The 23,787-nt window shown below is 57.7% G+C and carries 15 protein-coding genes; 3 read left to right on the top strand and 12 right to left on the bottom strand.

Going from position 1 to position 23,787, the window contains the following annotated elements:
• Positions 1-10: 10 nt before the first annotated feature.
• The 3 genes from menH to menF all read right to left on the bottom strand — a co-directional run bounded on the left by menH (position 11) and on the right by menF (position 3,995).
• A complete protein-coding gene (gene menH, locus AC1RKG_RS07750) occupies positions 11-778 on the bottom strand; it encodes a 2-succinyl-6-hydroxy-2,4-cyclohexadiene-1-carboxylate synthase (protein ID WP_128864607.1) in 768 nt (255 codons plus the stop codon).
• A complete protein-coding gene (menD, locus tag AC1RKG_RS07745; RefSeq protein ID WP_493182592.1) occupies positions 778-2,451 on the bottom strand; it encodes a 2-succinyl-5-enolpyruvyl-6-hydroxy-3-cyclohexene-1-carboxylic-acid synthase in 1,674 nt (557 codons plus the stop codon). The genes menH and menD overlap by 1 nt, the downstream gene beginning before the upstream one ends.
• 251 nt (positions 2,452-2,702) lie before the next feature.
• Complete coding sequence (menF, locus tag AC1RKG_RS07740) at positions 2,703-3,995, bottom strand: isochorismate synthase MenF (protein WP_493182590.1); 1,293 nt, start codon at positions 3,993-3,995, stop codon at positions 2,703-2,705.
• Between the two features lie 287 nt (positions 3,996-4,282).
• On the opposite strand from menF, the gene AC1RKG_RS07735 reads away from it, so the two are divergent.
• The gene (locus AC1RKG_RS07735; protein ID WP_493182588.1) at positions 4,283-12,925 is read left to right on the top strand and encodes a glycoside hydrolase family 94 protein; all 8,643 of its coding nucleotides are present in this window, start codon (positions 4,283-4,285) and stop codon (positions 12,923-12,925) included.
• 43 nt (positions 12,926-12,968) lie between these two features.
• Here the strand turns inward: AC1RKG_RS07735 and elaB are convergent, their stop codons facing one another.
• From elaB to idnO, 3 genes are all read right to left on the bottom strand, one after another.
• A complete protein-coding gene (elaB, locus tag AC1RKG_RS07730) occupies positions 12,969-13,280 on the bottom strand; it encodes a stress response protein ElaB (protein ID WP_020827827.1) in 312 nt (103 codons plus the stop codon).
• An 86-nt stretch (positions 13,281-13,366) separates the two neighbouring features.
• Positions 13,367-14,398 carry an L-idonate 5-dehydrogenase gene (idnD, locus tag AC1RKG_RS07725; protein ID WP_493183011.1) on the bottom strand — a complete coding sequence of 344 codons (1,032 nt, stop codon included), beginning with the start codon at positions 14,396-14,398 and terminating at the stop codon, positions 13,367-13,369.
• Between the two features lie 24 nt (positions 14,399-14,422).
• Positions 14,423-15,187, bottom strand: a complete 765-nt coding sequence (idnO, locus tag AC1RKG_RS07720) for a gluconate 5-dehydrogenase (protein ID WP_020827829.1) — start codon at positions 15,185-15,187, stop codon at positions 14,423-14,425.
• A 269-nt stretch (positions 15,188-15,456) separates the two neighbouring features.
• Between idnO and AC1RKG_RS07715 the strand changes: the two genes are divergently transcribed.
• Complete coding sequence (locus tag AC1RKG_RS07715; RefSeq protein ID WP_020827830.1) at positions 15,457-16,440, top strand: LacI family DNA-binding transcriptional regulator; 984 nt, start codon at positions 15,457-15,459, stop codon at positions 16,438-16,440.
• 1 nt (position 16,441) lies between these two features.
• On the opposite strand, the gene AC1RKG_RS07710 is transcribed toward AC1RKG_RS07715, so the two are convergent.
• The 5 genes from AC1RKG_RS07710 to AC1RKG_RS07690 all read right to left on the bottom strand — a co-directional run bounded on the left by AC1RKG_RS07710 (position 16,442) and on the right by AC1RKG_RS07690 (position 21,939).
• Positions 16,442-16,936 carry a DUF1097 domain-containing protein gene (locus AC1RKG_RS07710; RefSeq protein ID WP_493182586.1) on the bottom strand — a complete coding sequence of 165 codons (495 nt, stop codon included), beginning with the start codon at positions 16,934-16,936 and terminating at the stop codon, positions 16,442-16,444.
• A 266-nt stretch (positions 16,937-17,202) separates the two neighbouring features.
• Positions 17,203-18,447, bottom strand: a complete 1,245-nt coding sequence (locus tag AC1RKG_RS07705; RefSeq protein ID WP_046373057.1) for an MFS transporter — start codon at positions 18,445-18,447, stop codon at positions 17,203-17,205.
• 170 nt (positions 18,448-18,617) lie between these two features.
• On the bottom strand, positions 18,618-19,481 hold the full coding sequence (locus AC1RKG_RS07700) for a DMT family transporter (protein WP_115058415.1): 864 nt from the start codon (positions 19,479-19,481) through the stop codon (positions 18,618-18,620).
• Between the two features lie 112 nt (positions 19,482-19,593).
• Entirely contained in the window at positions 19,594-20,019 is a 426-nt protein-coding gene (locus AC1RKG_RS07695; RefSeq protein WP_046373055.1) for a cupin domain-containing protein, read from the bottom strand.
• 90 nt (positions 20,020-20,109) lie between these two features.
• The gene (locus AC1RKG_RS07690) at positions 20,110-21,939 is read right to left on the bottom strand and encodes a thiamine pyrophosphate-binding protein (RefSeq protein ID WP_122079904.1); all 1,830 of its coding nucleotides are present in this window, start codon (positions 21,937-21,939) and stop codon (positions 20,110-20,112) included.
• A gap of 338 nt (positions 21,940-22,277) precedes the next feature.
• Here AC1RKG_RS07690 and AC1RKG_RS07685 point away from each other — a divergent pair, with 338 nt between their 5' ends.
• The gene (locus AC1RKG_RS07685) at positions 22,278-23,153 is read left to right on the top strand and encodes a LysR family transcriptional regulator (protein ID WP_128864613.1); all 876 of its coding nucleotides are present in this window, start codon (positions 22,278-22,280) and stop codon (positions 23,151-23,153) included.
• A gap of 111 nt (positions 23,154-23,264) precedes the next feature.
• Here the strand turns inward: AC1RKG_RS07685 and AC1RKG_RS07680 are convergent, their stop codons facing one another.
• Positions 23,265-23,693: a PhoPQ-activated protein PqaA family protein gene (locus AC1RKG_RS07680; RefSeq protein ID WP_493183009.1), complete on the bottom strand. Its 429-nt coding sequence runs from the start codon at positions 23,691-23,693 to the stop codon at positions 23,265-23,267.
• Positions 23,694-23,787: the final 94 nt, after the last annotated feature.

Here is a 23,787-nt window from a genome sequence, read left to right as displayed (position 1 = left end):
TTCTGTTCCTTTAACCAGGGTTAACGAGAAAAGTGCGCAGTTCGGCGACGAAATCCTGCGGGTTGGCCAGGTGCGAGTTATGCCCGGCCTGCGGCACGATGCGTAACGGCAACCCGGCGTCACGCGCCAACTGCTGAAATTTGTGATCGTCGGCACCGCACAACACCACCAGCGGTATCGCCAGCTGTTGCAATTGCGGCACCAGACAGGGCTGCTTGCCCAGCGAAGTGGCTTCCAGCATGTCCGCCACTGCCGCGCCGGAATTGTCCTTGCGGGCACCGATCAGCGCATCGCGGTGCACCGCGCTGAGATTGGCGAAGACCGGCTGCTGGTACCAGTCCGCCAGCACCTGTTCAATGGGTTCGTGGCGGAAACGTTCCGCCCAGGCCGCATCGTGCGTCAGACGTTGAGCACGCAGGGCCGGATCGGCCAGTCCGGGATTTCCGCCTTCAATAATTACCCCTTGCAGGCCGGTAGTGTCGCCGCAGCAGGCGTGGTACATGGCTATGCGCCCCCCCAATGAATAGCCCACCAGCCAATAGCGTTCGATGCCGTGCATCTGCAAGGTGCTGCTGATTTGCGCGCTGATATCGTCAAAGCTGCTGCAGGTCACCGCAACGGAATCGCCGTGGCCCGGCAGGTCGATCGCCAGCGACGGCCACTCCGGGCAGCGGGAAGCGATCACCCGCCATTCATTGTTGTTGCCCAACAGGCCATGCAGCCAGATTAACCAGGGCCGATCGGCTTCGCCCTGTTGCAAGACTTTTGTCGCCAGCATTATTGCTCCGCCATCTGTTGCACCAGATGCTGCAACGTCTGTGCACCATCGCTCGGCGGCACCTGCAGCTCAATCAGCGTGGCACCGCTGTGGCGCCACCCCTGTTCCACCGCCTGCAGCAACTGTCCCCAGTTTTCCGGGCGGGCGTAAGCGAGTTGGAACATCGCTGCGGCATGGCTGAACTCCACGTCCTGCGGCATGCAGTAGAAGCGCTGCCGGTCTTCTTCCGGCGTTGGCAGCAATGAAAAAATCTGGCCGCCATTATTATTGACCACGATCAGCACCGTTGGCGCAGAGCATTGACGCAGCAGCGCCAGCGCGTTCAGGTCATACAGGGCGGAAAGATCTCCCACCACCGCCAGCGTTGGTTTGGCGGTGGCCCGCTGCACGCCTGCGGCGGTAGAGATCAGGCCGTCGATGCCGCTGGCACCGCGATTGCTGAACACCGGATAACCCGCCGGGAAGCGGGTCAAGGCATCAATCAAGCGTACGATCAGGCTGTTGCCCAGAAACAGCTGGCCGTTTTCCGGTAGCAGCTCCGGCAGGCGGTGCGCCAACTGCGCCTCGCCAAAGCGGTTGACCAGGTGGCCCGAGACTGCGTCCAGCGCGTTATCCGCCAGCTGCGTCAGTTCATCCGCCCAAGGGGTGCGAGGCTGGGCCGGATGCAACTCAAGCCACTGCGCCACGCTGGAACGAATGCGCCGCCCCCGGTGGTGCGCCGGGTCGAGTCGCCCCGGTAAATCGTCGATCAACCAATATTCCTGCGGCTGGCACTGCTCCTGCCACTGCAGCAGGCGTTTACCGGTCAGGCTGCTGCCGAACTGCACCACCAGTTGCGCATCCGCCAGCCGTTTTTGCGCCTGCGGCTGAGCCAACCATAAATCGGCACAGGGCAGCGGTTGCCCGGTCTGAGACAAGACGTCGCCTATCAATGGCCAGCCGAGCATGGCGGCCCATTGCGCCACCAGCTCGCCCTCCTCCGCACTCATGCGGCCCGCCACTACCACACCCCGTTTTTGCCGCCAGAAGAACCAGTCTGGCTGTTTGAGCACCACGTGTGGATCCATTTCACGCAGCCAGGGCTGGCTGCCTTGCCACCAGTCGCCAAGCGTCGCGGACCAATCGTCGTACTGCTGCTCATCGCCGCCGTACAGCGGTTCGGCAAAGGGGCAGTTAATATGCAGCGCGCCGTGATGCAAACGTGCCATGGCGCTGTCGAGGGTGGAAACCAGCCAACTGGCGGAAATATCCGGCGTCGGGCGCGGCAGATCGAGACTCAAAGATGGATGGCTGGCATACAGGCCGTTTTGGCGGATGGCCTGATTGGCACCGCAGTTGATCAGCTCAGGTGGACGATCGGCCGTGAGAAACACCAGCCGTTCGCCGGTCAGCCCGGCTTCGATCAAGGAAGGGTACAGGTTGGCGGCCGCGGTGCCGGAAGTGACGATGACCGCCACCGGCTCCCGCGACGCCTTCGCCAGGCCAAGCGCCAAATGGCCCAGCCCGCGCTCGTCAAAATGGGTATGGCAGATAAAAGACTTGTTGGCCGCCGCAGCCAGCGTCAAAGGCGTAGAGCGCGATCCCGGAGCGATACAAACATGCCGCACTCCATGGCGAGCCAGCGCTTCCAACAGCAACGCCGCCCACCGGCGATTAAAAACACTTGTCGACATAGTTCGCTCACAAGTCGGTTAACAGAATCTGCCTCTGGCACCCGCCGATCGGCGGCATGCCAAAATGATGTTCTGCATTATATGAGTAGTTATCTTTACGACTTTTGCGCCAGCGCAAAAACGCCGTACATCCCGGTGACTTTATGGTAGACAATTAATTGATTTAGAACAAAAAATAAACATAAAAATCACACGCAGTTTACACTCACCGCGCCGTTCTCTCAATAAATCCGTAACCCAAGCAGGGAAATTCAGGGCAAAGCGTCTGGCTGTAACAACGTCAGTAACCCGGCAGCCTTGTTTTCGATCTCCAGCCACTCTTCGGCGGCGTCGGAACCGCTCACGATACCGGCCCCGGCGTACAGCCGTAATCGGTCGCCGTCTAACTGCGCGCAGCGTAGCGATACGCAAAACTCGCTGCGGGACGCGGACAAATAGCCGGCAGAACCGGCATACCAGCCGCGGGAGAAGGGTTCATGCTGCAGGATAAATTCGCGTGCTGCCTGACGCGGCAAGCCGGCGACCGCCGCCGTAGGCTGTAACCGATGCAAACAATCGGCATCGTCCTCACGTTTCAGCTGGCCTTCAATACGGCGCCGCAGGTGCTGCACCTTACGCAAACGCACCACTTCCGGCGGCAACACATCCACGGCATTAGCTCCCCCTTGCAGGCGCTGGCAGATGTCGTCCACCACCAGCAGATTTTCACGCCGGTTCTTGCCATCCTGCAGCAACCATTGCGCCAGGGCCTGAGCCTGTTGGTGTTCGGGGTGATTAGCCACGGTGCCCGCCAGAGCTTCCGTCAGCAGTTGACGCCCCTTGCGTAGATACAGCCTTTCCGGGCTGGAACCGAGAAAGGCGGAATCTGCATCAAATCGCAGCATATAGTGGTAACATCGGTGGTTCACTCTGCGGCTGGCTTCCATCATCGCCGGCGCAAACAGCGGGCCATCCAGCGTCAGTAGCGTACTGCGCGCCAACACCACCTTCTCCATCTGTTGCCGATCTATCGCCTTCAGCGCTTCGTGCAACATGGTTTCCCACCCGGCACGTTCCGGTTGATGCTGCACCTTTCTCACTTTCGCCTTTAATGGCGTCATAGGCCGTGCAGCCACGCTATTTTCCAGCCAGCACTCGGCGACGAGCGCATCGTCGCGTAGCGAACTTTCAGAAAACAGATTCAGCATTAATTGTGTTTCGCCCTCGCGGGTCAAAATTTCCAGGCGTGGCAAAAATAAATGCGCCGTGCCATCGAAGGCGTTCAGCCCCCACACCCGCGCACCTTCATGCGCCTTGAGAAATGCCTGTGCTTGTTCCGGTTGGGTAAACAGGCGCAGTGCACCGCAGGCCGCGGCCTCTTCATGCCCGTCGCGATGATGCCAGTAAAACTGAGGGAATGTCGGCTGTGCCGCTAACCATGCCAGCAAGGGGTTGGTCAGCGGCGCGGGAACGGGAAGTGCAAGCTGGCGGAAGCCGCCCGCCACGGGAAAATGTTGTTCAAACTGCCGGCGTAATAGCCGCAGCAATGCCGAAAGTTGTTCCACGGCCACCTCAATAACCAAACTTAATGTAGGGAATTATACGGTAAATCAAGGATCAACGGCGGAAAAATAGCGTCATAACGCCAACGGCAGGGCCTGCAAATTGTTTATTAAAATTAAACAATCAGCTCAAAAAGCGGCCAAGAATGCATTGTACGACTATACTGAGAAAGCATGTTCCTGCCTGCTGTGAACCCACGCCAGATCTTACTGGTGCTAAAAACAGGATGTTCACGCTCTCCCAGCGGTTTCACCGGCTGTCCTTTGGGTCAGATGTAAGGAGCTTTTGTGTGAAAGAAATACTAATCAATTGGTTAAAAAAACAACGTAAAAATTCGAAAATTAAATCATTGCCGCTGCGGCGTCAAAAAGACGCTCCTGACAACAGCGGCGGTGCCATTAAGGCAGAACTGTTTTCTGTCGATCAAATGGAGCGTTACGGGCAACGCCTGGCGCGTTCCCATAAGCTGGCAACGCGCAAAACGCCCTACTACCTGCTGAAGCGTTTGGACGACAACGAACGCATTTTGGCGGAAAGCTGCCACCAGCTCAGCAACGGCAAGAAAGCCAGCATGACTCCCGCCGGCGAATGGCTGCTGGACAATTACTATCTGATTGAAGAACAAATCCGCGTTGTGCGCCACCACTTGCCGAAAACCTTCGGTCGCGGTCTGCCGCAGCTGGCGCCGCCACATAACTGTCCGCGGATCTATGACGTGGCTGCCGAAGCCATCGCGCACGGTGACGGCCACTGGGACGCCGAAAGCCTCACGCGGTATATCGCCGCCTATCAAAAAGAAGTCAATCTGACGCTCGGCGAACTCTGGGCGCTGCCCGGCATGCTGCGCCTGGCGTTGATCGAAAACCTGCGCCGCGTCAGCGTGGAAGTCGCGCAGGCCCAACAGGAACGCAATCTGGCCGACAGCTGGGTGACGAAAATGCTGGAGTCGGCGGAAAACGATCCCGCCAACCTGATCGTGGTGATCGCCGATATGGCGCGATCCAATCCCCCACGCACCAGCGCCTTTGTTGCCGAGCTGGTGCGCCGTCTGCAGGGGCACGGTACCATGCTGGCGCTACCACTCACCTGGGTAGAGCAGCGTCTGGCGGAAGTCAGCCTGACCTCAGATGAATTGATCCACCGCTTTAACCAGCAACTGGCCGTCAGCCAGCTGTCGGTCAGCAATAGCATCTCCGGCCTGCGCCAGCTAAGCGAAATGGATTGGGCAGAATTTGTCGAAACCATGAGCCAGGTCGAACAGACCCTGCGTGAAGATCCCGCCGGTGTTTACCCTTTGATGCATTTCACAACCCGCGACAACTACCGCCACGTGATCGAAATGCTGGCGCGCCACTGTCCGCACAATGAAGTGCAGGTCGCTCAACACGTGCTTAATATGGCGCGCGTAGCGGCTGAAGACCCGTCGAGCGATCCACGCCGCAATCACATCGGTTACTACCTGGTTGACGATGGTCGCCCCGAGCTGGAACAGCAATTAGAGGTAAAACTCGGACGCATTACCCAATTGCGCCATGCGCTCAGTCAGGCGCCGCTGCTTTCCTGGCTCGGCAGCCTGAGCCTGATCACTACCGCCATCTGCGCGGAACTGCTGCGTCACGCTTACAGCACCGGCATCAGTTGGGGACTGGTACTGCTGTTCTTCCCCATGGCTATCGTGGTCAGTCAGTTCGTGCTCAATTTACTCAGCGAGGTCACTACCCGCAGCCGCACGCCGCAACCCTTGCCGCGGTTGGATTTCTCCTGCGGTATTCCCGCTGAATTCCGCACCCTGGTGGCGATCCCGACGTTAATCGACAGCAAAAGCGGCGTCGATAAACTGATCAATGCGCTTGAGGTTTGTTATCTGGGCAACGCGATGAAACATTTGCACTTTGCCCTGCTCACCGACTTCAACGATGCGCCCCAACAACGGCATGCGGACGACGCAGCCTTGCTGGATTACGCCTGCCGACAGATGGAAGCATTGAACGGACGCTATCCCTGCGAAGGGCCCAGCCACTTTTTCCTGTTTCACCGCGACCGCGAATGGAATGAAAAACAGGGAGTATGGATGGGGTTGGAACGAAAACGCGGCAAACTGAATGCGCTGAACGACTGGCTGCGCAACCGAGGTAACGCCTTCTGCACGCAGATTGGCGATGGGCTGGAGGTGCTGAAAAACGTCAAGTATGTCATTACGCTCGACAGCGATACCGTCCTGCCGCGCGAAAGCGCCCATCAGCTGATCGCCGCGATGGCGCACCCGCTCAATCAACCTCAATACGATGCGCGCCAGCAACGGGTGGTTGAAGGTTATGCCATCCTGCAACCACGCATGGCCGAAGAAATCCCCAGCTACGGCCAGGGCCGTTATGCCGCCCTGTGCAGCAGCACGCCGGGTAATGACCCCTATACGCTGATGGCCTCGGATATCTATCAGGATCTGTTTGGCGAAGGCTCGTTTATCGGCAAAGGCATTTACGACGTGGACGTGTTCTCCCACAGCCTGAAAGGCACCTGCCCGGCGAACCTGGTACTGAGCCACGATCTGCTGGAGGGCTGTTACGCCCGCTCCGGCCTGCTGAGCGACGTGCTGCTGTACGAGCAATATCCCAGCAACTACCTGGTGGACGTCGCGCGCCGCACGCGCTGGATCCGCGGCGACTGGCAATTGCTCAACTGGCTTCTGCCACGGGTGAAAACCGAGGACGGTACCCGCACCGCCAATCCGCTGAGCACCCTGTCGCGCTGGAAGTTGTTCGATAACCTGCGCCGCAGCCTGGCTGCCCCCAGCCTGTTGCTGTTACTGTTTTGCGGTTTTGTCTGGCTGCCAAACACACGTTACTGGCTCGGGGTGTTCGCCCTTATCCTGCTGCTACCGACCCTGTTGGCGTTGGTGCAGGACATCCTGCGTAAACCGCCGCGCAGGCCCGTCTTGCAACATCTGCTGTTGGCGTTAAACGGTTCGCTGCATCGCCTGGCACAAATCGGACTGCGGCTGGCGACCTTGCCGCATGAAGCGCTGTACAGCCTGAAAGCGATTGCCGTGACACTGTGGCGGCTGTTGATTAGCAAGCGAAATCTGCAAGAGTGGACCAGCTACGATCAATCCAAGGCTCGCCAGCAGGTCACGCTGGAAAACTTCTATCGCGCGATGTGGATCAACCCGGTCGCCGGTGCCGCGCTGCTGTTGTTCAGTTTTCTGCATAATCCAATGGCGCTGATTATCACATTGCCGTTCGCCACTCTGTGGATCCTGTCACCGTTCCTGCTGTACTACCTCAGCCAGGAGCCACAGCGCAGCAAAACCGCCATCAACAATGAACAACGGCGCTTTCTGCGCCAAACCAGCCGCCAAACCTGGGACTTCTTCAATACCTTCGTCAACCAGCAGGAAAACTGGCTGCCGCCGGATAACTACCAGGAAATACCGGAGCCGGTGGTGGCGCACCGTACCTCACCGACCAATATCGGGCTGTCGTTATTGGCCAACCTCACCGCCTATGACTTCGGCTATCTGACGCTCAGCGACGCGCTGCGGCGCATCGAACTGACGCTCAACACTCTGGATCGGCTGGAACACTATCGTGGCCATTTGTACAACTGGTACGACACCCGCACCCTGGAGCCGCTGAACCCGCGTTATATCTCCAGCGTCGACAGCGGTAACCTGGCCGGTCACCTGCTGACACTCAGCGCCGGCTTGCCGGCACTGGCCCACCAGCCGGCCATAGATCCGCTGCGGGTGCTGACCGGTCTTGGTGACAGCCTGCAACTGCTGGAACAGCACTGGGGCGACGCCGCACCGAAAAACCTGTCGAAGCTGCGCAACCATTGGGAGCAGGCCCACCACAGCCATCCGGCAGCCCTGCTGGCGGAACTGAATGCCATGCGCAACTACAGCAACGGGCTGCAGGAACCGGCGCTAAATCATGATGAGGAAACCAAACGCTGGGCCGGAGCCTTGCACCAGCAGCTTAACGAACTGTGTGCCGAATGGGCGCAGTGGTTCGGCTGGCTGAGTGACGGCATGCCCGAACTGGAGCAGGTGCCCAGCCTGCACTGGCTGGCTAACCCGCCTGGCCAGTTGACGCTGTCACCGGAACAGCAAAATCAGCTGAGCGCGGCGGGTGCGCTGGCGCAGGAACGTCTGACGCAGTTGCAAAGCCTGCAGCAGCGGTTGGAAAAAATGGCGCAAATGGATTTCAACTTCCTGTATGACGAATCAACCCATTTGCTGACCGTTGGCTTTAACTGCGATCAAAACAAGATGGACAGCAGTAAATACGACCTGCTGGCCTCCGAGATTCGTTTAACCAACTACGTCGCCATCGCCACCAATCAGGTGCCGCAGCGCAGCTGGTTTGCACTTGGCCGCCTGTTCACCGTGATCGACCACGAACCCGCGCTGATGTCGTGGAGTGGGTCGATGTTTGAGTACCTGATGCCACAGTTGGTGATGCCTGCCTACCCTGATTCACTGCTGGTGCAGATGTGCCATGCGGCGGTGGAGCGGCAGATTGCCTGGGGTAAGGAGCGCGGCGTTCCCTGGGGCATTTCCGAATCCGGCTATTTCGGTTTCGACGCCGACCAAAACTATCAGTATCACGCCTTTGGCGTTCCGGGTCTGGGCCTGAGACGCGGGCTGGGTGACGATATGGTGGTGGCGCCTTATGCCACGGTGATGGCGCTGATTGTCGATCCGGACGCCGCTTGCAATAACCTGGTTACGTTGGAGAAAAATGGGGCCAAAGGCCGCTACGGTTTCTACGAAGCGCTGGATTACACCACCGCTCGCCTAAGCCGGGGGCAACTGTATGTCATCATCCGTTCCTATATGGCGCACCACCAGGGCATGAGCTTCCTTGCCCTGTCGCATCTGTTGCTGGATGCGCCTATGGTAGCGCGCTTCGCTGAGTATCCGGCGTTCCAGTCAGCGCGGCTGTTGCTGCAGGAACGGGTGCCGGATGCGGTCGAGCTGTACAGCACCCGTCGCCATTTCGAAACCCACGAGGGGACTATCACCCCGGCCAGCTTCGCCGCACGCGAGTTCAACCGTGTGGACTCCCCGATCCCCGAAGTGCAGTTGCTGTCCAACGCCAACTATCACCTGATGCTCACCCAGGCCGGCGGCAGCTACAGCCGCTGGCAGAATCTGGCCTTGACCCGCTGGCGCGAAGACGCCACCTGCGATAACTGGGGCGCTTTCTGTTACCTGCGCGACCCGCAAACCGGTGAGGTCTGGAGCAATACCTGGCAGCCGATCGGTGGTGCCGCCAAGGGGTACAGTGCCGTGTTCAACGACGCCGGGGCCGAGTTCCAGCGTCAGCAAGGGTCGCTGTCGGTGAAAACGCAGGTGGTGGTATCGCCGGAAGATGATATTGAGCTGCGCCGCGTAACGTTGGTCAACCGCAGCAAGCAACCGCGCACCATCGAAATCACCAGCTATGCAGAAGTGGTGCTGGCACCGGCCGGCAATGATCTGGCCCACCCGGCGTTCAGCAACCTGTTCGTACAAACCGAACTGTTGCCGGATCAAGACGCCATTTTGTGCCACCGCCGCCCGCGCGAACCGAAAGAAAAATGCCCGTGGTTACTGCACATGATGACGGTGCAAGGCCGCACCAGCCAGACATCGTTCGAAACCGACCGCGCCAAATTTATCGGCCGCGGCCGCACCCCAGCCAATCCGCAGGCGCTGTATCAAAATACCCCGTTAAGCAACAGCGCCGGACCGGTCATTGATCCGATCATCGCTATCCGTCAGCGCGTGGTGCTGGAACCAAATGTACCGCTCACACTGGATATCTTCTATGGCGTCAGTGAAGACCGCGCCAGCAGCCTGGCGATGCTGGAAAAATACCGCGATCGCCATTTGGCAGACCGGGTGTTTGAACTGGCCTGGTCGCACAGCCAGGTGGTACTGCGTCAACTGAACGCCAATGAGGATGACGCCAACCTGTTCAATCGTCTGGCCAGCGCGGTGGTCTTCCCGGCGCAGGAAATGCGCGCCGCCAGCAGCGAAATCATTAACAACCGCCGTGGCCAGTCTGGGCTGTGGGGATATTCAATCTCCGGCGATCTGCCGATTGTGCTGCTGACCGTGACCGACGGCGAAAACATCGAGCTGGTTCGGCAACTGATCCAGGCGCACAACTACTGGCGTCTGAAAGGGTTGCAGGTGGATCTGGTGATCCTCAACGAAGACATCGGCGGCTACCGTCAGGATCTGCAAAACCAGATCATGGGCCTGATCGCCGCCGGCATGGAGTCGACCCAAACCGATAAGCCGGGCGGCATCTTCGTACGCACCAGCGAACATATGTCACCGGAAGATCATCGTCTGCTGCTCAGCGTCGCGCGTATTTATCTCGACGATCGACGCGGCGGTTTAACCGAGCAGCTCAACCAGCGCCTGCAGTTGCCACAGATCCTGCAGCAACCGCTGTCGCCGGTGACCGCCTCGTCGAAACTGGCGACGGTGGATAATTTGCCGCGCAACCTGCATTCGCCGCAGTTGCCCGACATTGCCGCGCTGCAGTTCTATAACGGCCTCGGCGGCTTCTCGGAGAATGGCCGCGAATATGTGATTGCGATGAACGAAAGCAAGATCACCCCGGCGCCCTGGTCGAACGTGATGGCCAACCCGATGTTCGGCTCGGTGGTTTCGGAAAGCGGCCAAGCCTACACCTGGTACGAAAACGCCCACGAATACCGTCTCACGCCTTGGGACAACGATCCCATCTGTGACCGCAGCGGCGAAGCTTTCTACCTGCGCGACGAAGAGAACGGCCATTTCTGGTCGCCAACCCCGCTGCCCGCCCGGGGCCGGGGCCATTACCTGACCCGTCACGGTTTCGGCTACAGCGTTTTCGATCACCGCGAAAGCGGCATCGACAGCCAGTTCACCCTGCTGGTGGCCAAAGATGCCCCGGTAAAACTGTTCCTGCTGACGCTGACCAACACCTCAGGACGCACCCGCAAGCTCTCGGCTACCGGTTATGTGGAGTTTATCCTCGGCGATCTGCGGCAAAAGTCGGCCATGCATATCGTCACCCAGGCGGCTTCGTCTGAAAACGGCTGCGGTATCCTGGCGACCAACCACTATGGGGGCAACGGATCGGATCGCACCGCGTTCTTCGGCGTCTCGGGGGCGCATTGTTCGCTCACTGGCGACCGGCGTGAATTTATCGGTCGTAATGGTTCGCTGACCAATCCGGCGGTGCTAAAACTGCGGCGCCTGTCTGACAAAGTCGGCGCCGGTATGGATCCGTGCGGCGCGGTGCAGTCGGCCATCAGCCTGATCGACGGCGATCAACGCAGCTTTGTGTTCGCCCTCGGGTTGGGGCAAAACGCCGAAGAAGCCGAAGCGCTGCTGCACAAATACCTCCAGGAGGACAACCTGCAGGATGAGTTGCAACAGGTGTCTGCGCACTGGGACGGTATTCTCAACAAAGTGCAGATAGGGACGCCGCAACCGGCCGTCGATTTACTGGCCAATGGCTGGCTGCTGTACCAGACCCTTGCCTGCCGTATTCAGGCGCGCAGCGGTTACTACCAATCCGGCGGTGCCTTTGGCTTCCGCGATCAACTGCAGGATACTTTGGCACTGACTCACGCCGCCCCGGAACGGCTGCGGGAACAGATCCTGCTGTGCGCTTCGCGCCAGTTCGTCGAAGGCGACGTGCAACACTGGTGGCATCCGCCGCAGGGCAACGGCGTGCGCACCCGCTGTTCGGATGACTATTTGTGGTTGCCGCTGGCCATTTGCCACTATCTGGACGCCACCGACGATCGGAGCATCCTGGATGAACAGGTGGGCTATCTGGAGGCGCGCAAACTGGCACCCGGCGAGGAGTCTTCCTATGAACAACCGGCGCAGAGCGTAACGCAAGAAACCTTGTATCAGCATGGCGTCCGGGCGTTAAAACACGGATTGAACTTCGGCGAACACGGTCTGCCGCTGATGGGAGCCGGTGACTGGAACGACGGCATGAATATGGTGGGCCTGGAGGGGCGTGGCGAGAGCGTCTGGCTTGGCTTCTTCCTGTTCCATATCCTGCAGCGTTACGGCAAGTTGGCAACCACGCGTCATGACGACGAACTGGCGACGCTGTGCCGCCAACAGGCCGAGACGCTGCGCAATAATCTGCGTGACCATGCCTGGGACGGCGAATGGTACCGTCGGGGCTATTTCGACAGCGGGGAACCGCTGGGCTCTCATCAGTCGGCGGAGTGCCGTATCGACGCCATTGCCCAAAGTTGGTCAGTGCTGTCCGGTGCCGGTGATGCGCCGCGCAGCCTGCAAGCCATGCAGTCGCTGGATAAACACCTGGTCGACAACCAGGCCGGCCTGATCAAACTGCTGACGCCGCCTTTTGACGGCAACGGCCCGAATCCGGGCTATATCCGCGGCTATCTGCCTGGCGTGCGGGAAAACGGCGGACAATATACCCATGGCGCGGTGTGGGCGGTGATGGCCTTCGCCGAAATGGGCAATATCGAGCGCGCCTGGGAACTGATGGCGCTGATCAACCCGATCAATCACAGCCTGGACAGTACCGCGGCGGAACGCTACAAGGTCGAGCCGTATGTGGTTACCGCCGATATTTACGCGGTGGCGCCGCACGTCGGTCGCGGCGGCTGGAGCTGGTATACCGGCTCTGCCGGTTGGATGTATCGGCTGATCCTCGAGTCACTGCTGGGTCTGAAACGCCATGGCGATCGGCTGAGCGTCAATACCCGCCTGCCGGCGGACTGGCCACAGGTGACGCTTAACTACCGGGAGGGTAGCAGCGAATATCGGTTGGTTGTTCGTCAGGGGCAAGGCGCGGCGCAGGTCAGCGTCGACGGTGAAAAACAGTCGGAAGCCGTGATAACACTGGTAGACGATGGCAAAATCCATCAGGTGGAAGTGACATTGGGGCAGTAAATATCGGGGCGCGGCGGGTGCCGCGCCCAACGTCTACAAGCCGTTATTTACGCGCCAGCAACAAGCCCAGTACCAGGCCAACCGTGGCACCGATCCCTACGCTGCACCAGGGGTTTTCACGCACGTATCCGTCGGTTCGGCAAACGGCGTCCTTGGCACGCGCATAGTAGGACTCGGTGGTGTCAGCCAACCGCGACTTGACCTCACTCAATGCCTCTTCGGCATGAGCTTTGATATCGATATAGGCCTGATCGGCCCGATCGCCGGAGTACTTCAACACTTCTTCCAGCGTGTCGCTCAGCATTCTCAGATCGTCATCGAGCGTGGTTTGATCCGCATCCGTATTTCTCGCCATGGTAAGTTCTCCGTGTTTAAAAAATGAAACGGCCCTTAACTATAGACAAGGATCGTCGATCCCCGCCATCAGACTGATGGCTAAAATCAGAACACCAGTTGGACTTTGGCGGCCCGGCTCTTGTCGCCGGCAAACGTCAGCGCCTCAGCCAGTTGACGATTGTCAAACTCGGCGGACAGCAGCGGCAGCGGATTGACTGTTCCCTCGGCCAACCACGTCACCGCCAGGGCGAACTCTTCAACAAACCGGAAGGATCCCAGCAGATTCAGCTCTTTGGCGATCAACAGCATCAGCGGGAAATCCGGGAAGCTGCTTCCCATACCGACTTGCACCACCGTCCCCTTGGCGCGGGTGACCTCCAGACAACGCTGCAACGACAGTGGATGGCCGGAGACTTCAAAAGCGATATCAAAGTACCCTTTTTCCTGCTGATAGCTGCTGAAATCGTCATTGCCGGCGTGCAGACAGCGGGATGCCCCCATCTCTCCGGCGATATCCAGGCAACGCGGGCTGAGATCGGCGCAGACAATTTCGTCGGCGCCCAACGCCTTCAGCGCCGCCACCAGCAGGCAGCCTATCGGGCCGACGCCGGACACAAATACCTTTTTCCCTTTCACTTCACCGGGCTGGCTGGCGGCATGTATCGCCACCGCCAGCGGCTCGGCAAAAACCATCACCTTCTCGTCGCAGTTGGCGTCGAACGCAATGCACTGCGCGCTATCAACCACCTTGTACTGGGTAAAAGCGCCGTCAACATGTGGGAAGTACATCGCGCTGCCGAAAAAGCGCATTTGAGTACATTGGTTTTGTTGATCCGCCCGGCAATACTTACACTGCCCGCAGGGCTTGCTGGGGTTTAACGCCACTTTCTGGCCCACGGGCAGGCGAGCCGTGTCGCTGGCGACCACTTCACCGATCACCTCATGGCCCAGCACCATCGGCTGACGCACCTGAAAACTGCCGACTTTACCCTCCTGATAATAATGCAGGTCTGATCCGCAGATGCCACCACGGGTGATTTTCACCAGCGTGCCGTGGCCCTGGTACTCAACCTCCTGCTCCACTACCGCCACGTCATATTTGCCGTTGACCACGCAGGATTGGGTTTGAATTTTCATCATCATATTCTCATAAGCAGGCGGCTATACCGCGGCCGACATTCCGCCATCGACAAACAGCAGGTGACCATTGACAAAATCAGAGGCTTTGGACGACAGGAACACCGCCGCGCCAATCAACTCCTGCGGATCGCCCCAACGGGCAGCCGGGGTACGCTTGGTCAGCCAGGCGGTAAACTCTTGGTTGTCCGCCAGTGCCTGAGTCATTTCGGTTTTGAAGTAGCCCGGGGCAATACCATTGACCTGAATGTTGTAGCGCGCCAGCTCTACGCACATGCCGCGCGTGAGCATTTTCACCGCCCCTTTGGAAGCGGCATAGGGGGTGATGGTGTCGCGGCCCAGTTCGCTCTGCATCGAGCCGATATTGATGATTTTACCGCTTTGACGCTGCACCATATGGCGGGCTACGGCTTGTGACACCATAAATACCGCCTTCTGGTTGACGGCAATAATGTCGTCCCAGTCTTTTTCCGGGAATTCGGTAAACGGGTGGCGACGCTGTATGCCCGCGTTGTTAATCAACACATCGATCCCACCGCTTTGCGCCTCAATTTTCTCAATAGCGGCATGAATGGCCTGGGAGTTAGTGACATCAAAGGCCGCGGCATCGGCGCGGAAGCCCTCACGGCGCAGTGCTTCAACGGCTCGCTGGGCGTTTTCTTCGGTGGTCGCATTGACCAATATGTGAGCGCCGTACTCCGCCAGCCCACGCGCCAGCAGAAAACCAATGCCCCGAGAAGCGCCGGTAATCAGTACTTTTTTATTATCCAGTGAAAATAAGTTGTTCATAACGTCCCCGGCAGAGTCATTCAGATAAGACAGGTGCCTATCTCAGCGGATCGCCGCCGGCAAAAACGTGATGACGATCACTTAAAACAGTGTTACTAAAACCTGTTACCTTTAACGTGAAGCCACGCAATCTCGCGGGAAATAAACTCAACACATTTCATTGAAAAATAAGATTTTTATACTTTATGTCGTCGATTGTTATCACTAAATCGATTTGTTAACATGGCGTTATTCGCGATTTCGCCGCCCCACCCTGTTAAGGCCTCAGAATGAAGAACCAACGCGTCACGCTGCAAGATATTGCGCTGCTCGCCGGCGTGACCAAAATGACCGTCAGCCGCTATCTGCGAACGCCGGAAAAGGTGGCGGCCGAAACCGCCGAGAAAATTGCCCAGGTGATGAAGGAAGTTAACTTTACCGACGGCGATGAAGCACGCTCAACGCAAAAGCCGCGCATTGGCGTTTTGATCCCCTCGTTCAACAACCAAATTTTCGCCGATCTGCTGGCCGGAATCGAATCCATCACTCTGGAACAGGGCTACCAAACGCTGGTAGTGAACTATGACTACAGTCGGCAGCGCGAAGAAGAGCATATCGTCCAACTGCTGGCTTACCCGATCGCCGGGCTGATCCTGACGGATTCGGAGCATACTCTGCGGGCGGAAAAGTACCTGACGGCCGCCAAAATCCCGGTGGCGCAGGTGATGGATCTGGAAGGTCCGGAAGGAAGGATCGCCGTGGGGTTCGATAACTTCCAGGCGGGTTACGACATGACCGAAGCGCTGCTCGCCAGCGGTAAACGTCAGGTGGTTTATTTTGGCGCCATGTCCGATGCGCGCGACACCAAACGTTTTCAGGGCTACTGCCGGGCGATGGAAAAACAGGGCCTGACACCGCGCCAAATCACACCGCACCGTGTTTCGTCGGTGACGGTCGGCTCCGACATGCTGGCCATGGCACGGCAGCTTTACCCGGATTTGGACGGTATCTTATGCACCAATGACGATCTGGCCGTTGGGGTCTTACAGGAGTGTCTGCGGCTGGGGCTGCGGGTTCCGCAGGATATCGCTTTGTCGGGATTTCACGGCCTGGATATCGGCAAAGCCACCACGCCGGGCATCGCCAGCGTTATTACACCCAGGTTTGATATCGGCAAGGTGGCCACAGAGATCTTGTTGAAACGCATTAAAGGGGTGCCGTGCATTGAGCGCGTTGATCTGCACTACCGCATCTCACTCGGCGGCACCATTTAACTCAGCGGTTAACATGTTCGGTAACAGCGGCCGCCTGTTTCGGTTTTTCGCTGCGCGCCGCCAGCCACAGGCCGCTGTTTTTCATCGCGTAGCCAAACACTAATCCCACCAACAGGGAAAGGGTCACCAGAGACCAATTGCCTCCTCCGGCGAAGGTGGCGCAAGCGCCGATAAAGGTGCCGGGCACAAAACCCAGCCACTGCTGCTTTGCCTGAATGCACATCAGAAAAGCCACCGCGCCGGTCAGCAGATAACCGAGCAGGCTCCAGCCGGGCGCCAGCTCACTGCCGTGAATGATCGCCATCGCCCAAAATACCCCGCTGCAGCAGGTCAGTGTGCTGATCAACAACCCTTTCAGCCCCCCCTGCGGGCAAGCAAAATAGGCCGTACAGCCCAGGAAACCGGCCCAACTGATCAGCCCCAGGCTAACAGCCACCCATCCCCACACGCCGGAGAGGATCCCGGTAGTCACAGCAATGGCAAAAAGAACGTTCATAAACTGACCCGCAGCAAAGAAAGCGCGCAGTTTACGCGAAAATCGGCAAATTCAAGTGATGTAAATCACAAAAATTTTGTAATGAGAAATACTGAAATTGCAGAATTGAGGAATTTGTCACAAAAAAAAACCAGCGTGACTAGCACGCTGGAAATGACACACAACAACACCAGGGAAATCGTTCGCCACCTTGCGTGGCTAAAATCGTTGTTCAGCTACCCTGCGAATTTCACGTTGCCGACGGACAACCTGAAACTCGGCGGGTATCAGCGCGGGAAACCCGCGCGGGTCACCATGAAGCTCAAAGATAAGCAAACCACGGCACTGACCAGAAATAACAGATTGACCGCCAGATGCAGGCTGGCATGGTCGATAACCGCCCCCAGCAGGATCGGAACCCAGTTGGCGATATAGGCGATTACGTAAAACAGTGAAATCAGTCTCGCATGGCTGGCCTTCGGTGAAATCAGGTTCACCAAGGTGGCACTGCCGACAAAAATCGCCCCGTAGGCGTAACCGGCAATCACCATACCGGCACTGGCCAGAGCCAGCGAGTGGATCTGAATCGCCTCGGCGAACACCACCACTGACAGCGCCTGCGCCAGACAGCCAAACATCAGCGAATGGCGCGCATTAACGCGACGGCTCAGGATCTGGCTAATACCGGCAATCACCAGATAAACCGCAATCACATAGCCGTAAACGCCCCGGCTGTGCATGCCCAATAGCTTTTCCGATACGCTTGGCCCTATCGCCAGAATACTGGCAGCCACTGCCCAGCAGATGAACAACGCGCCAGCACACAGGAAGAACTTGCCTCCGGTAGCGCGCAGGCCATCCGCCAACGAACTTTTTTCTGCCGCGGCTTCTGCTGCCGGTGCCCCACTGAGGGGTACCGCAACGGCTTCAACCGGCCATTTCAGCATCACGCCCAGTGCGGCAACTGCCGCCACCGCCATGATGATAATGAACGGCAGCGAAGTCGTGTGGAACCCGGTTTGCAGCGCCACGCCGCTGAAAATCGGCCCCAAAGCCAGACCGGTGGTGAATGACAGCGTGGCAATCAGCGCCGCATTTTTACCGCCGTCCTTCGGCCCAAAACGCACCAGCGCAATGTTAGCCGCACCGGTCAAAGCCCCGGTGCCGATCCCGGCCAGCAGACGCGCCATAAACATCATCAAAAACGAATCGGCCATCGAAAACAGCAAGGCCCCGGCCAACACCACCAGCAGCGCCGGTACAATCATGCTGCGCAGATCTTTGACCTTGCCGGCCATGTTGCCCACGCCGAACAGCGAAATCAGCACGCCGGCGGCATAGGCGCCATAAATGACGGTCAGGCTGACCGAGCTTAGCGCCAACTCATGTTGATAAAGCGGGTAAAGCGGTGTCGGCGCACTGCTGTTCAGCAATGCTGACATTAATGCCAGGGCTAAAAACAGCAGGATGGCAAAATGCGACTCACCCAACTTCGCTTTAGCGGCTTCATCAACAGCCACACCTTCAGACATTTTTCTCTCCCGAAACAATCTGGATAAACACCTAACCCTGAAAACCAAACTCCTCAGGAAACGCGTTTATCATACCTTTCGGGTATAACGGTCAAAATAGCCAAGAATGCATCATAGTGATTCATTAATGCATTTGCGCTGACGCCCGCCAGCGCTTAATGCCGTGCTCTTTACACCGCCGCCGCCTTCGAGGTTTTTGCCGGAGCGCGCTTCACTATCGCCAACGCACCGGAGAGAATAATCAGCGCCATGCCGCCCGCAGCAATGTAGGACAGCTTCTCGCCAAACAACAGATAGCCGAGCAGCGTGGAGAAAATGATGGTGCTATAGGAAAGAATGCTGACAATCACCGCATTGCCGCTGCCGTAGGCGCGGGTCATGGTGATTTGCCCCAGGCTGCCGAACACGCCGATGGCGCAAACGCACAGCATCATGGCGCTGTCCAACGCGGTAAACCCCACCACTGAGGTCATCATGCCGCCCACCAGGGTGCCCACCAACGAGAAGTAAAACACCACTCGCAGTTCGGGTTCGCCACTGCGCACCAGCTTACCGACGTTAAAATAGGCCAGCGCGGTCAGCAGGCCGGAAAGCAGGCCAATCAGGGTCGCGGCATACTCGCCGTTCGGCGTATCGGGGCGCAGCAGCACCAGAATGCCGATAAAACCCAGCAATACCGAGAACAGCAGCTTGCCGGTCAGTTGGCCTTTGCTAGTGACAAAGGCAATCGCCGACTGAAAGATAGGATTGGTGTAGCCCAACGTGGTGGCCGTAGCGATCGGCAGATGGATTAGTGAGTAGAAACCGCAGTACATCGCCGCATTGCCAATGGCGGCGCGTTTCATGTGCAACCCCAAATGCTGGGTGCGGAAACCGAGATTTTTCACATGGATCAGCGCGGCAACGATCAGGACGTTAATCACAGAGCGGTAAAAAATGATGTCGAAAAAACCGACCTTGGCCGAAGCCAGTTTGATGCTGGCCCCCATCAACGCAAAGAACCCGCTGGCGACGACCATCCACAAAGCAACCATGATTTCCTCGGTATATCACCCCAACGGGCGACAAAATAAAACGGGGCGAATTGATTCGCCCCCTACGGCTAATGCAGTCAACATCGCCGCAGCTTGAAAAACGGCGGGGATATTATTCGGCAGCTTTCACCGTCAGCGGTTTATTATCAGCGCAGGCGAAGAATACCAGCATCTCAGCGCCTTTATCACCAGAAACCCCTTGGTGAACGATATCTACCGTGTCGGTAAAGGAGTCGCCCTGCTTAAAGGTATGTTTCACGCCGGTTTTCTTGACCGTCAGCGAAACGCTGCCCCCAGTCATATACACCGCGCTGATGCACGGGTGAGTATGCCAGGCGAGCACCTTGTTCGGTTCCACCGTGACCTTCAACATGGTGATCTGCGGAGCGCCTGCCGGATAATGCTGGTACGGCGTCCCCTCCCATGAGGTTTCGGTTTTCAGCAAGGTTTCTTTGTTTATGCCTTCGCCGTGATCCTCTGCGGCCTGTGCAGCGCCTTGAAATGCCATCATTAATGCCAGAAGTGTCAGTTTATACATTGTTATCGCTCCATGACTACGGTGAACAAAATAGAATGGCGTAATACAAAGGACAATGAATGACGACTCCTGGAATCTGGGGTTACGCCTTTACAAGCCTTTGATACGCTGCTCGTATTCTACGATGCTCTCGGCATAGTATCGATTAGGCGCCACATGATTTCCTACCAACACTTCTATCAGGAAAGGCCCCTCATGCTCAGCCGCGGCGGTCAGCGCTTCGTCCAGTTCCTCAAGCGTCGCCGCTTTGGCGGAGGCAACCCCCAGGCTGTTGGCGAAGGCCTTCCAGTCATGGTTCGGCAACGCGGTATAGTCCGCAGATACCCCACGGTTTTGCAGGGTGTCGATGTGCATCGCTCCGTGAGCGCAGTTGTTCATCACCACAAAGGTCATTTTGACCTGATAACGGGCGGCCGTCTGGATCTCGATGCCGTGCATCAGCATGCAGCCGTCGCCGGTAACCACCACGCAGTCGCGGTGCGGCGCTGCCAGTTTGATGCCAATGCCGGCACAAATCGCCCAGCCCATCGGCGCCAGAGAGCTTGAGGTATGGTAATCGCCCCGGCCGCTGGCCTGCCAGTGGTGCGCCATAAAGATACGGTGTGCGCCGGAATCGACCACCACGTTGGTGTCCTGATTCATACGGCTGCGGATGCGTTTGATGGCGTCGCCGGGGTACATGTTGGCCTCACCCTCGGCAAGACGCACCTGCAAATCGGGCCGTTGCTGCTCCAGCGGCAGTTGACCCACCTGCTCAAGCCAGCCGTTACGCAAGCGCTTAATGCTGTTCAGGTGCGCGTCATCGTCGCTGACCGCATCCAGCAGGTGGTGCAACGAGCCGGTCAGGCTGGAGAAAATCTGCATATCCGGTTGATAATGCGAGCTGACCTTATCGAAATCCTCGTCAATCACCACCAACGTTTTGGTGCCGTGCAGTCGCGGATTCCAGTTCAGGCTATCGCGTTGGCTCAGATCGCAACCCAGCACCAGCAACACATCCACTTCATCGCCATTGATGGTTTCCACCGCCCGGGTATGACCGGCAAAACCGTACAACCCCAGCGCCAGCTCGTGCCCTTCGGGAAACGCGCCCTTGCCGGACAGCGTAGTGGCAACCGGCAGACGGTATTTCTCCGCCAGGCGCAACAGCAGGGCCGCATCCAGCGGATTATTCATGCGGTTACCCACCAGGCAGGCGACGTTCAACCCGCGCAGCAGATAGTCATCCAGCACCTGATCCAATGCCTGTGGGTCGATCGCGGCCTCTCGGCACTGCGGCGTGCGTGGCGGGCTAACTTCATGACCGCCGGCCACCTCTTTCTTTTGCATATCGACCGGCACGCTGAGATAGGTGCGACCTTTTCGCTGAGTGTTCAGGCAGGACAGACTGCGCCGCAGCTCGTGCTGCAACGTGAGATTATTTTTCACTTCTATCGCAGCGGAAAGCAGCGGTTTGACGATAGTCAGCTCATCGATGCCACTATTGCTGCCGTCCTGGAAGGCACCCTGCGCCTCATGATAAGTGGCAATGCCGCCGGCCAGATACAACACCGGAATTTTGTCGGCCTGTGCCGCCGCCATCGCCGGCAGGAAATTCATGGTGCCGGGACCGGAGATGCCCAGACAAACGCCAAACTTGCGGCTGGCGCGGGCATAACCGTCCGCCATAAAGCCGCAGGCGGTTTCATGGGCGCCGACGATGCCGGCAATGCCTGAATGTTCAATGGATTTTATCAATGGGTACACCAGCTTGCCGGGTACCAGGAATATGTGCTGAATGCCGCGAGCTTCGAGACTCTGGATAATCGCATCAGCGTTGCTTTGCGTTGCCGCTTTCGCACCGGGGGTTGCAATAACTCTGACACCGTCCGCAGTTGCCAGTGCTACGGGGGTGTATAACTTCTCTGCGTGAGACTCCATTTTCAATGTCCAGTCGTGGTGGGCCAACCTAGATTCAGAGTCGATCCCACCAGGCGATTAGCCCACAGAGACAGGCTCTCATGCGCGTCTGCTTACGCGTTCAGGGTAACATTGGCACAAAATGTGCGCCAGATCACAGCATAAACGTTGATAAGCATAAAGATTGTCGGGTAAAAATAAAGATGCAAAACTGCTTCACGTTGATGCATTTATTCATATCCTGAAACATAATTAATAATTATGATACGTGGGCCTCATTTGCAGCCAAAACCAGAGCCGGTACGGTTGCGCAATAATGAACACAGACAAGACCGATAAGCCTGCACAAAGGAAATGGCATGATGAATTGGGATGATGCACGCTTCTTCCTGGCGGTCGCACGCTGCGGCACTTTACGAAAAGCCGCCAATGAACTACACGTCGACCAAGCCACCGTCGGGCGGCGTATTACCGCTTTTGAAGAGAGCCTGGGATCCAAACTGTTTATCCGTACGCCAAAATCGTTCTCCCTCAGTCCGTTGGGAGAAGAAATGCTGGCGGACGTGATGAACATGGAGAACTCGGTGCAGGCGATTGGCCGCAAAGCCACCAGTGGCGACGACAGCCTGTGCGGCAACGTACGCATCGCCACCACCGATACCATGGCCGAGGCTTTTGTCATCCCGGCGCTGAAGGCGCTGCGAGAGCAATACCCGTTAATCACCGTCACCATGCTGACGGCGGTCAATATCTCTGATATTTCGTATCGTGGCGCAGATCTGGCGATCCGCGGCGCCCGTCCCGAATCCGATGAGCTGATTATCAAACGCATGGCCACCATCGAAATGGGGCTGTATGCGACACAGGACTATCTCGACAAACACGGCATGCCGACCAAGGGCGACCATCTGCGGGGTCATGACCTGCTGATGTTCCCGCGAGAACTGGTGCCCCGTCACTGGAACAACTTCTGTGGCGAAACGCTGATCGATCCTAACGTGGTGCTGCAGTGCAATTCGCAGTTGCTGCTGCGTTCGGCAACGCGCAATGGGTTGGGGATTGGCCTGCTGTCCTCGTTCCTGGCGGATAAGGACCCGGACCTGGTGCGAATTTTCCCGGAAAACAAAGACTGGGTAGATATCTGGCTGGTGCTGCATCCTGACCTGCAGCGTGCCGCCAGGGTGCGTGCCGTAGTCCAGGCGCTGGAAACCTCATTTAAAAACAATCCCGGCTGATCCCCCCTACTCGACCCAGTGGGAGCGAAGCTACAAAATACGACATTTGCATGAAGACATACCCGGCAGTTTTTGCCACCGGGTTTAAAAACAAGGATTGTGGTTGCAACATTACTGTTTCACTGGTGTGGGAGTCAGTCCCCGCCCCGGGAGAGTTTTACAGGCTGCTCCTGCAGACGGAGGGGCTGTTTCCGGATATTTCTCGTCAGGCGTAATATACACCTGTGTTGTGGCTACATACCCGTCACTGAAGGTGGCCTCAATGTAAGTGGCCTGCCATTCGCTGTCGGGGGATATCAGCGGAATGCTGAGTGTATCACCGCCGCCAGTCAGACTGACGGGAACTGAGTTGTATTTAACATCGCAGGCATAACGAAAATCCCTTGCTGCCGGGTTCCTGGCTGTCCACTGCAAAACGGTTGCCGGCTTTTCTGAGAAACTGACCGTCAGATCTTTTTTTCCGTCCACGCTGTTCTGTACTTTTTCCGTAATTTCAGGGAGTTTTTGCCCATTCTGAAAGCGGTTAACAAAGGTAGTCAGCGACCGCTCTGTAACAGTGTAGTGGTCAAGTAATATTGGCCACGGTTTTACAGTAAAAACGGTATCTGTTCTCTGATTCTTCCGGCGTCAGTCC

Source organism: Serratia sp. GW822-FHT06D09, assembly GCF_058799515.1.
Note: the sequence above shows the minus strand (reverse complement) of the source record. Positions and strands in the feature narration are given on the sequence as shown.

What these genes read in the sequence shown, in the direction of transcription:
- AC1RKG_RS07685 (WP_128864613.1), top strand. Translation starts at nt 22,278, where the DNA reads ATGATGAATTGGGATGATGCACGCTTCTTCCTGGCGGTCGCACGCTGC.
- AC1RKG_RS07695 (WP_046373055.1), bottom strand. Translation starts at nt 20,019, where the DNA reads ATGTATAAACTGACACTTCTGGCATTAATGATGGCATTTCAAGGCGCT.
- menH (WP_128864607.1), bottom strand. Translation starts at nt 778, where the DNA reads ATGCTGGCGACAAAAGTCTTGCAACAGGGCGAAGCCGATCGGCCCTGG.
- AC1RKG_RS07710 (WP_493182586.1), bottom strand. Translation starts at nt 16,936, where the DNA reads ATGAACGTTCTTTTTGCCATTGCTGTGACTACCGGGATCCTCTCCGGC.
- AC1RKG_RS07690 (WP_122079904.1), bottom strand. Translation starts at nt 21,939, where the DNA reads ATGGAGTCTCACGCAGAGAAGTTATACACCCCCGTAGCACTGGCAACT.
- elaB (WP_020827827.1), bottom strand. Translation starts at nt 13,280, where the DNA reads ATGGCGAGAAATACGGATGCGGATCAAACCACGCTCGATGACGATCTG.
- idnD (WP_493183011.1), bottom strand. Translation starts at nt 14,398, where the DNA reads ATGAAAATTCAAACCCAATCCTGCGTGGTCAACGGCAAATATGACGTG.
- idnO (WP_020827829.1), bottom strand. Translation starts at nt 15,187, where the DNA reads ATGAACAACTTATTTTCACTGGATAATAAAAAAGTACTGATTACCGGC.
- AC1RKG_RS07705 (WP_046373057.1), bottom strand. Translation starts at nt 18,447, where the DNA reads ATGTCTGAAGGTGTGGCTGTTGATGAAGCCGCTAAAGCGAAGTTGGGT.
- menD (WP_493182592.1), bottom strand. Translation starts at nt 2,451, where the DNA reads ATGTCGACAAGTGTTTTTAATCGCCGGTGGGCGGCGTTGCTGTTGGAA.
- AC1RKG_RS07715 (WP_020827830.1), top strand. Translation starts at nt 15,457, where the DNA reads ATGAAGAACCAACGCGTCACGCTGCAAGATATTGCGCTGCTCGCCGGC.
- AC1RKG_RS07700 (WP_115058415.1), bottom strand. Translation starts at nt 19,481, where the DNA reads ATGGTTGCTTTGTGGATGGTCGTCGCCAGCGGGTTCTTTGCGTTGATG.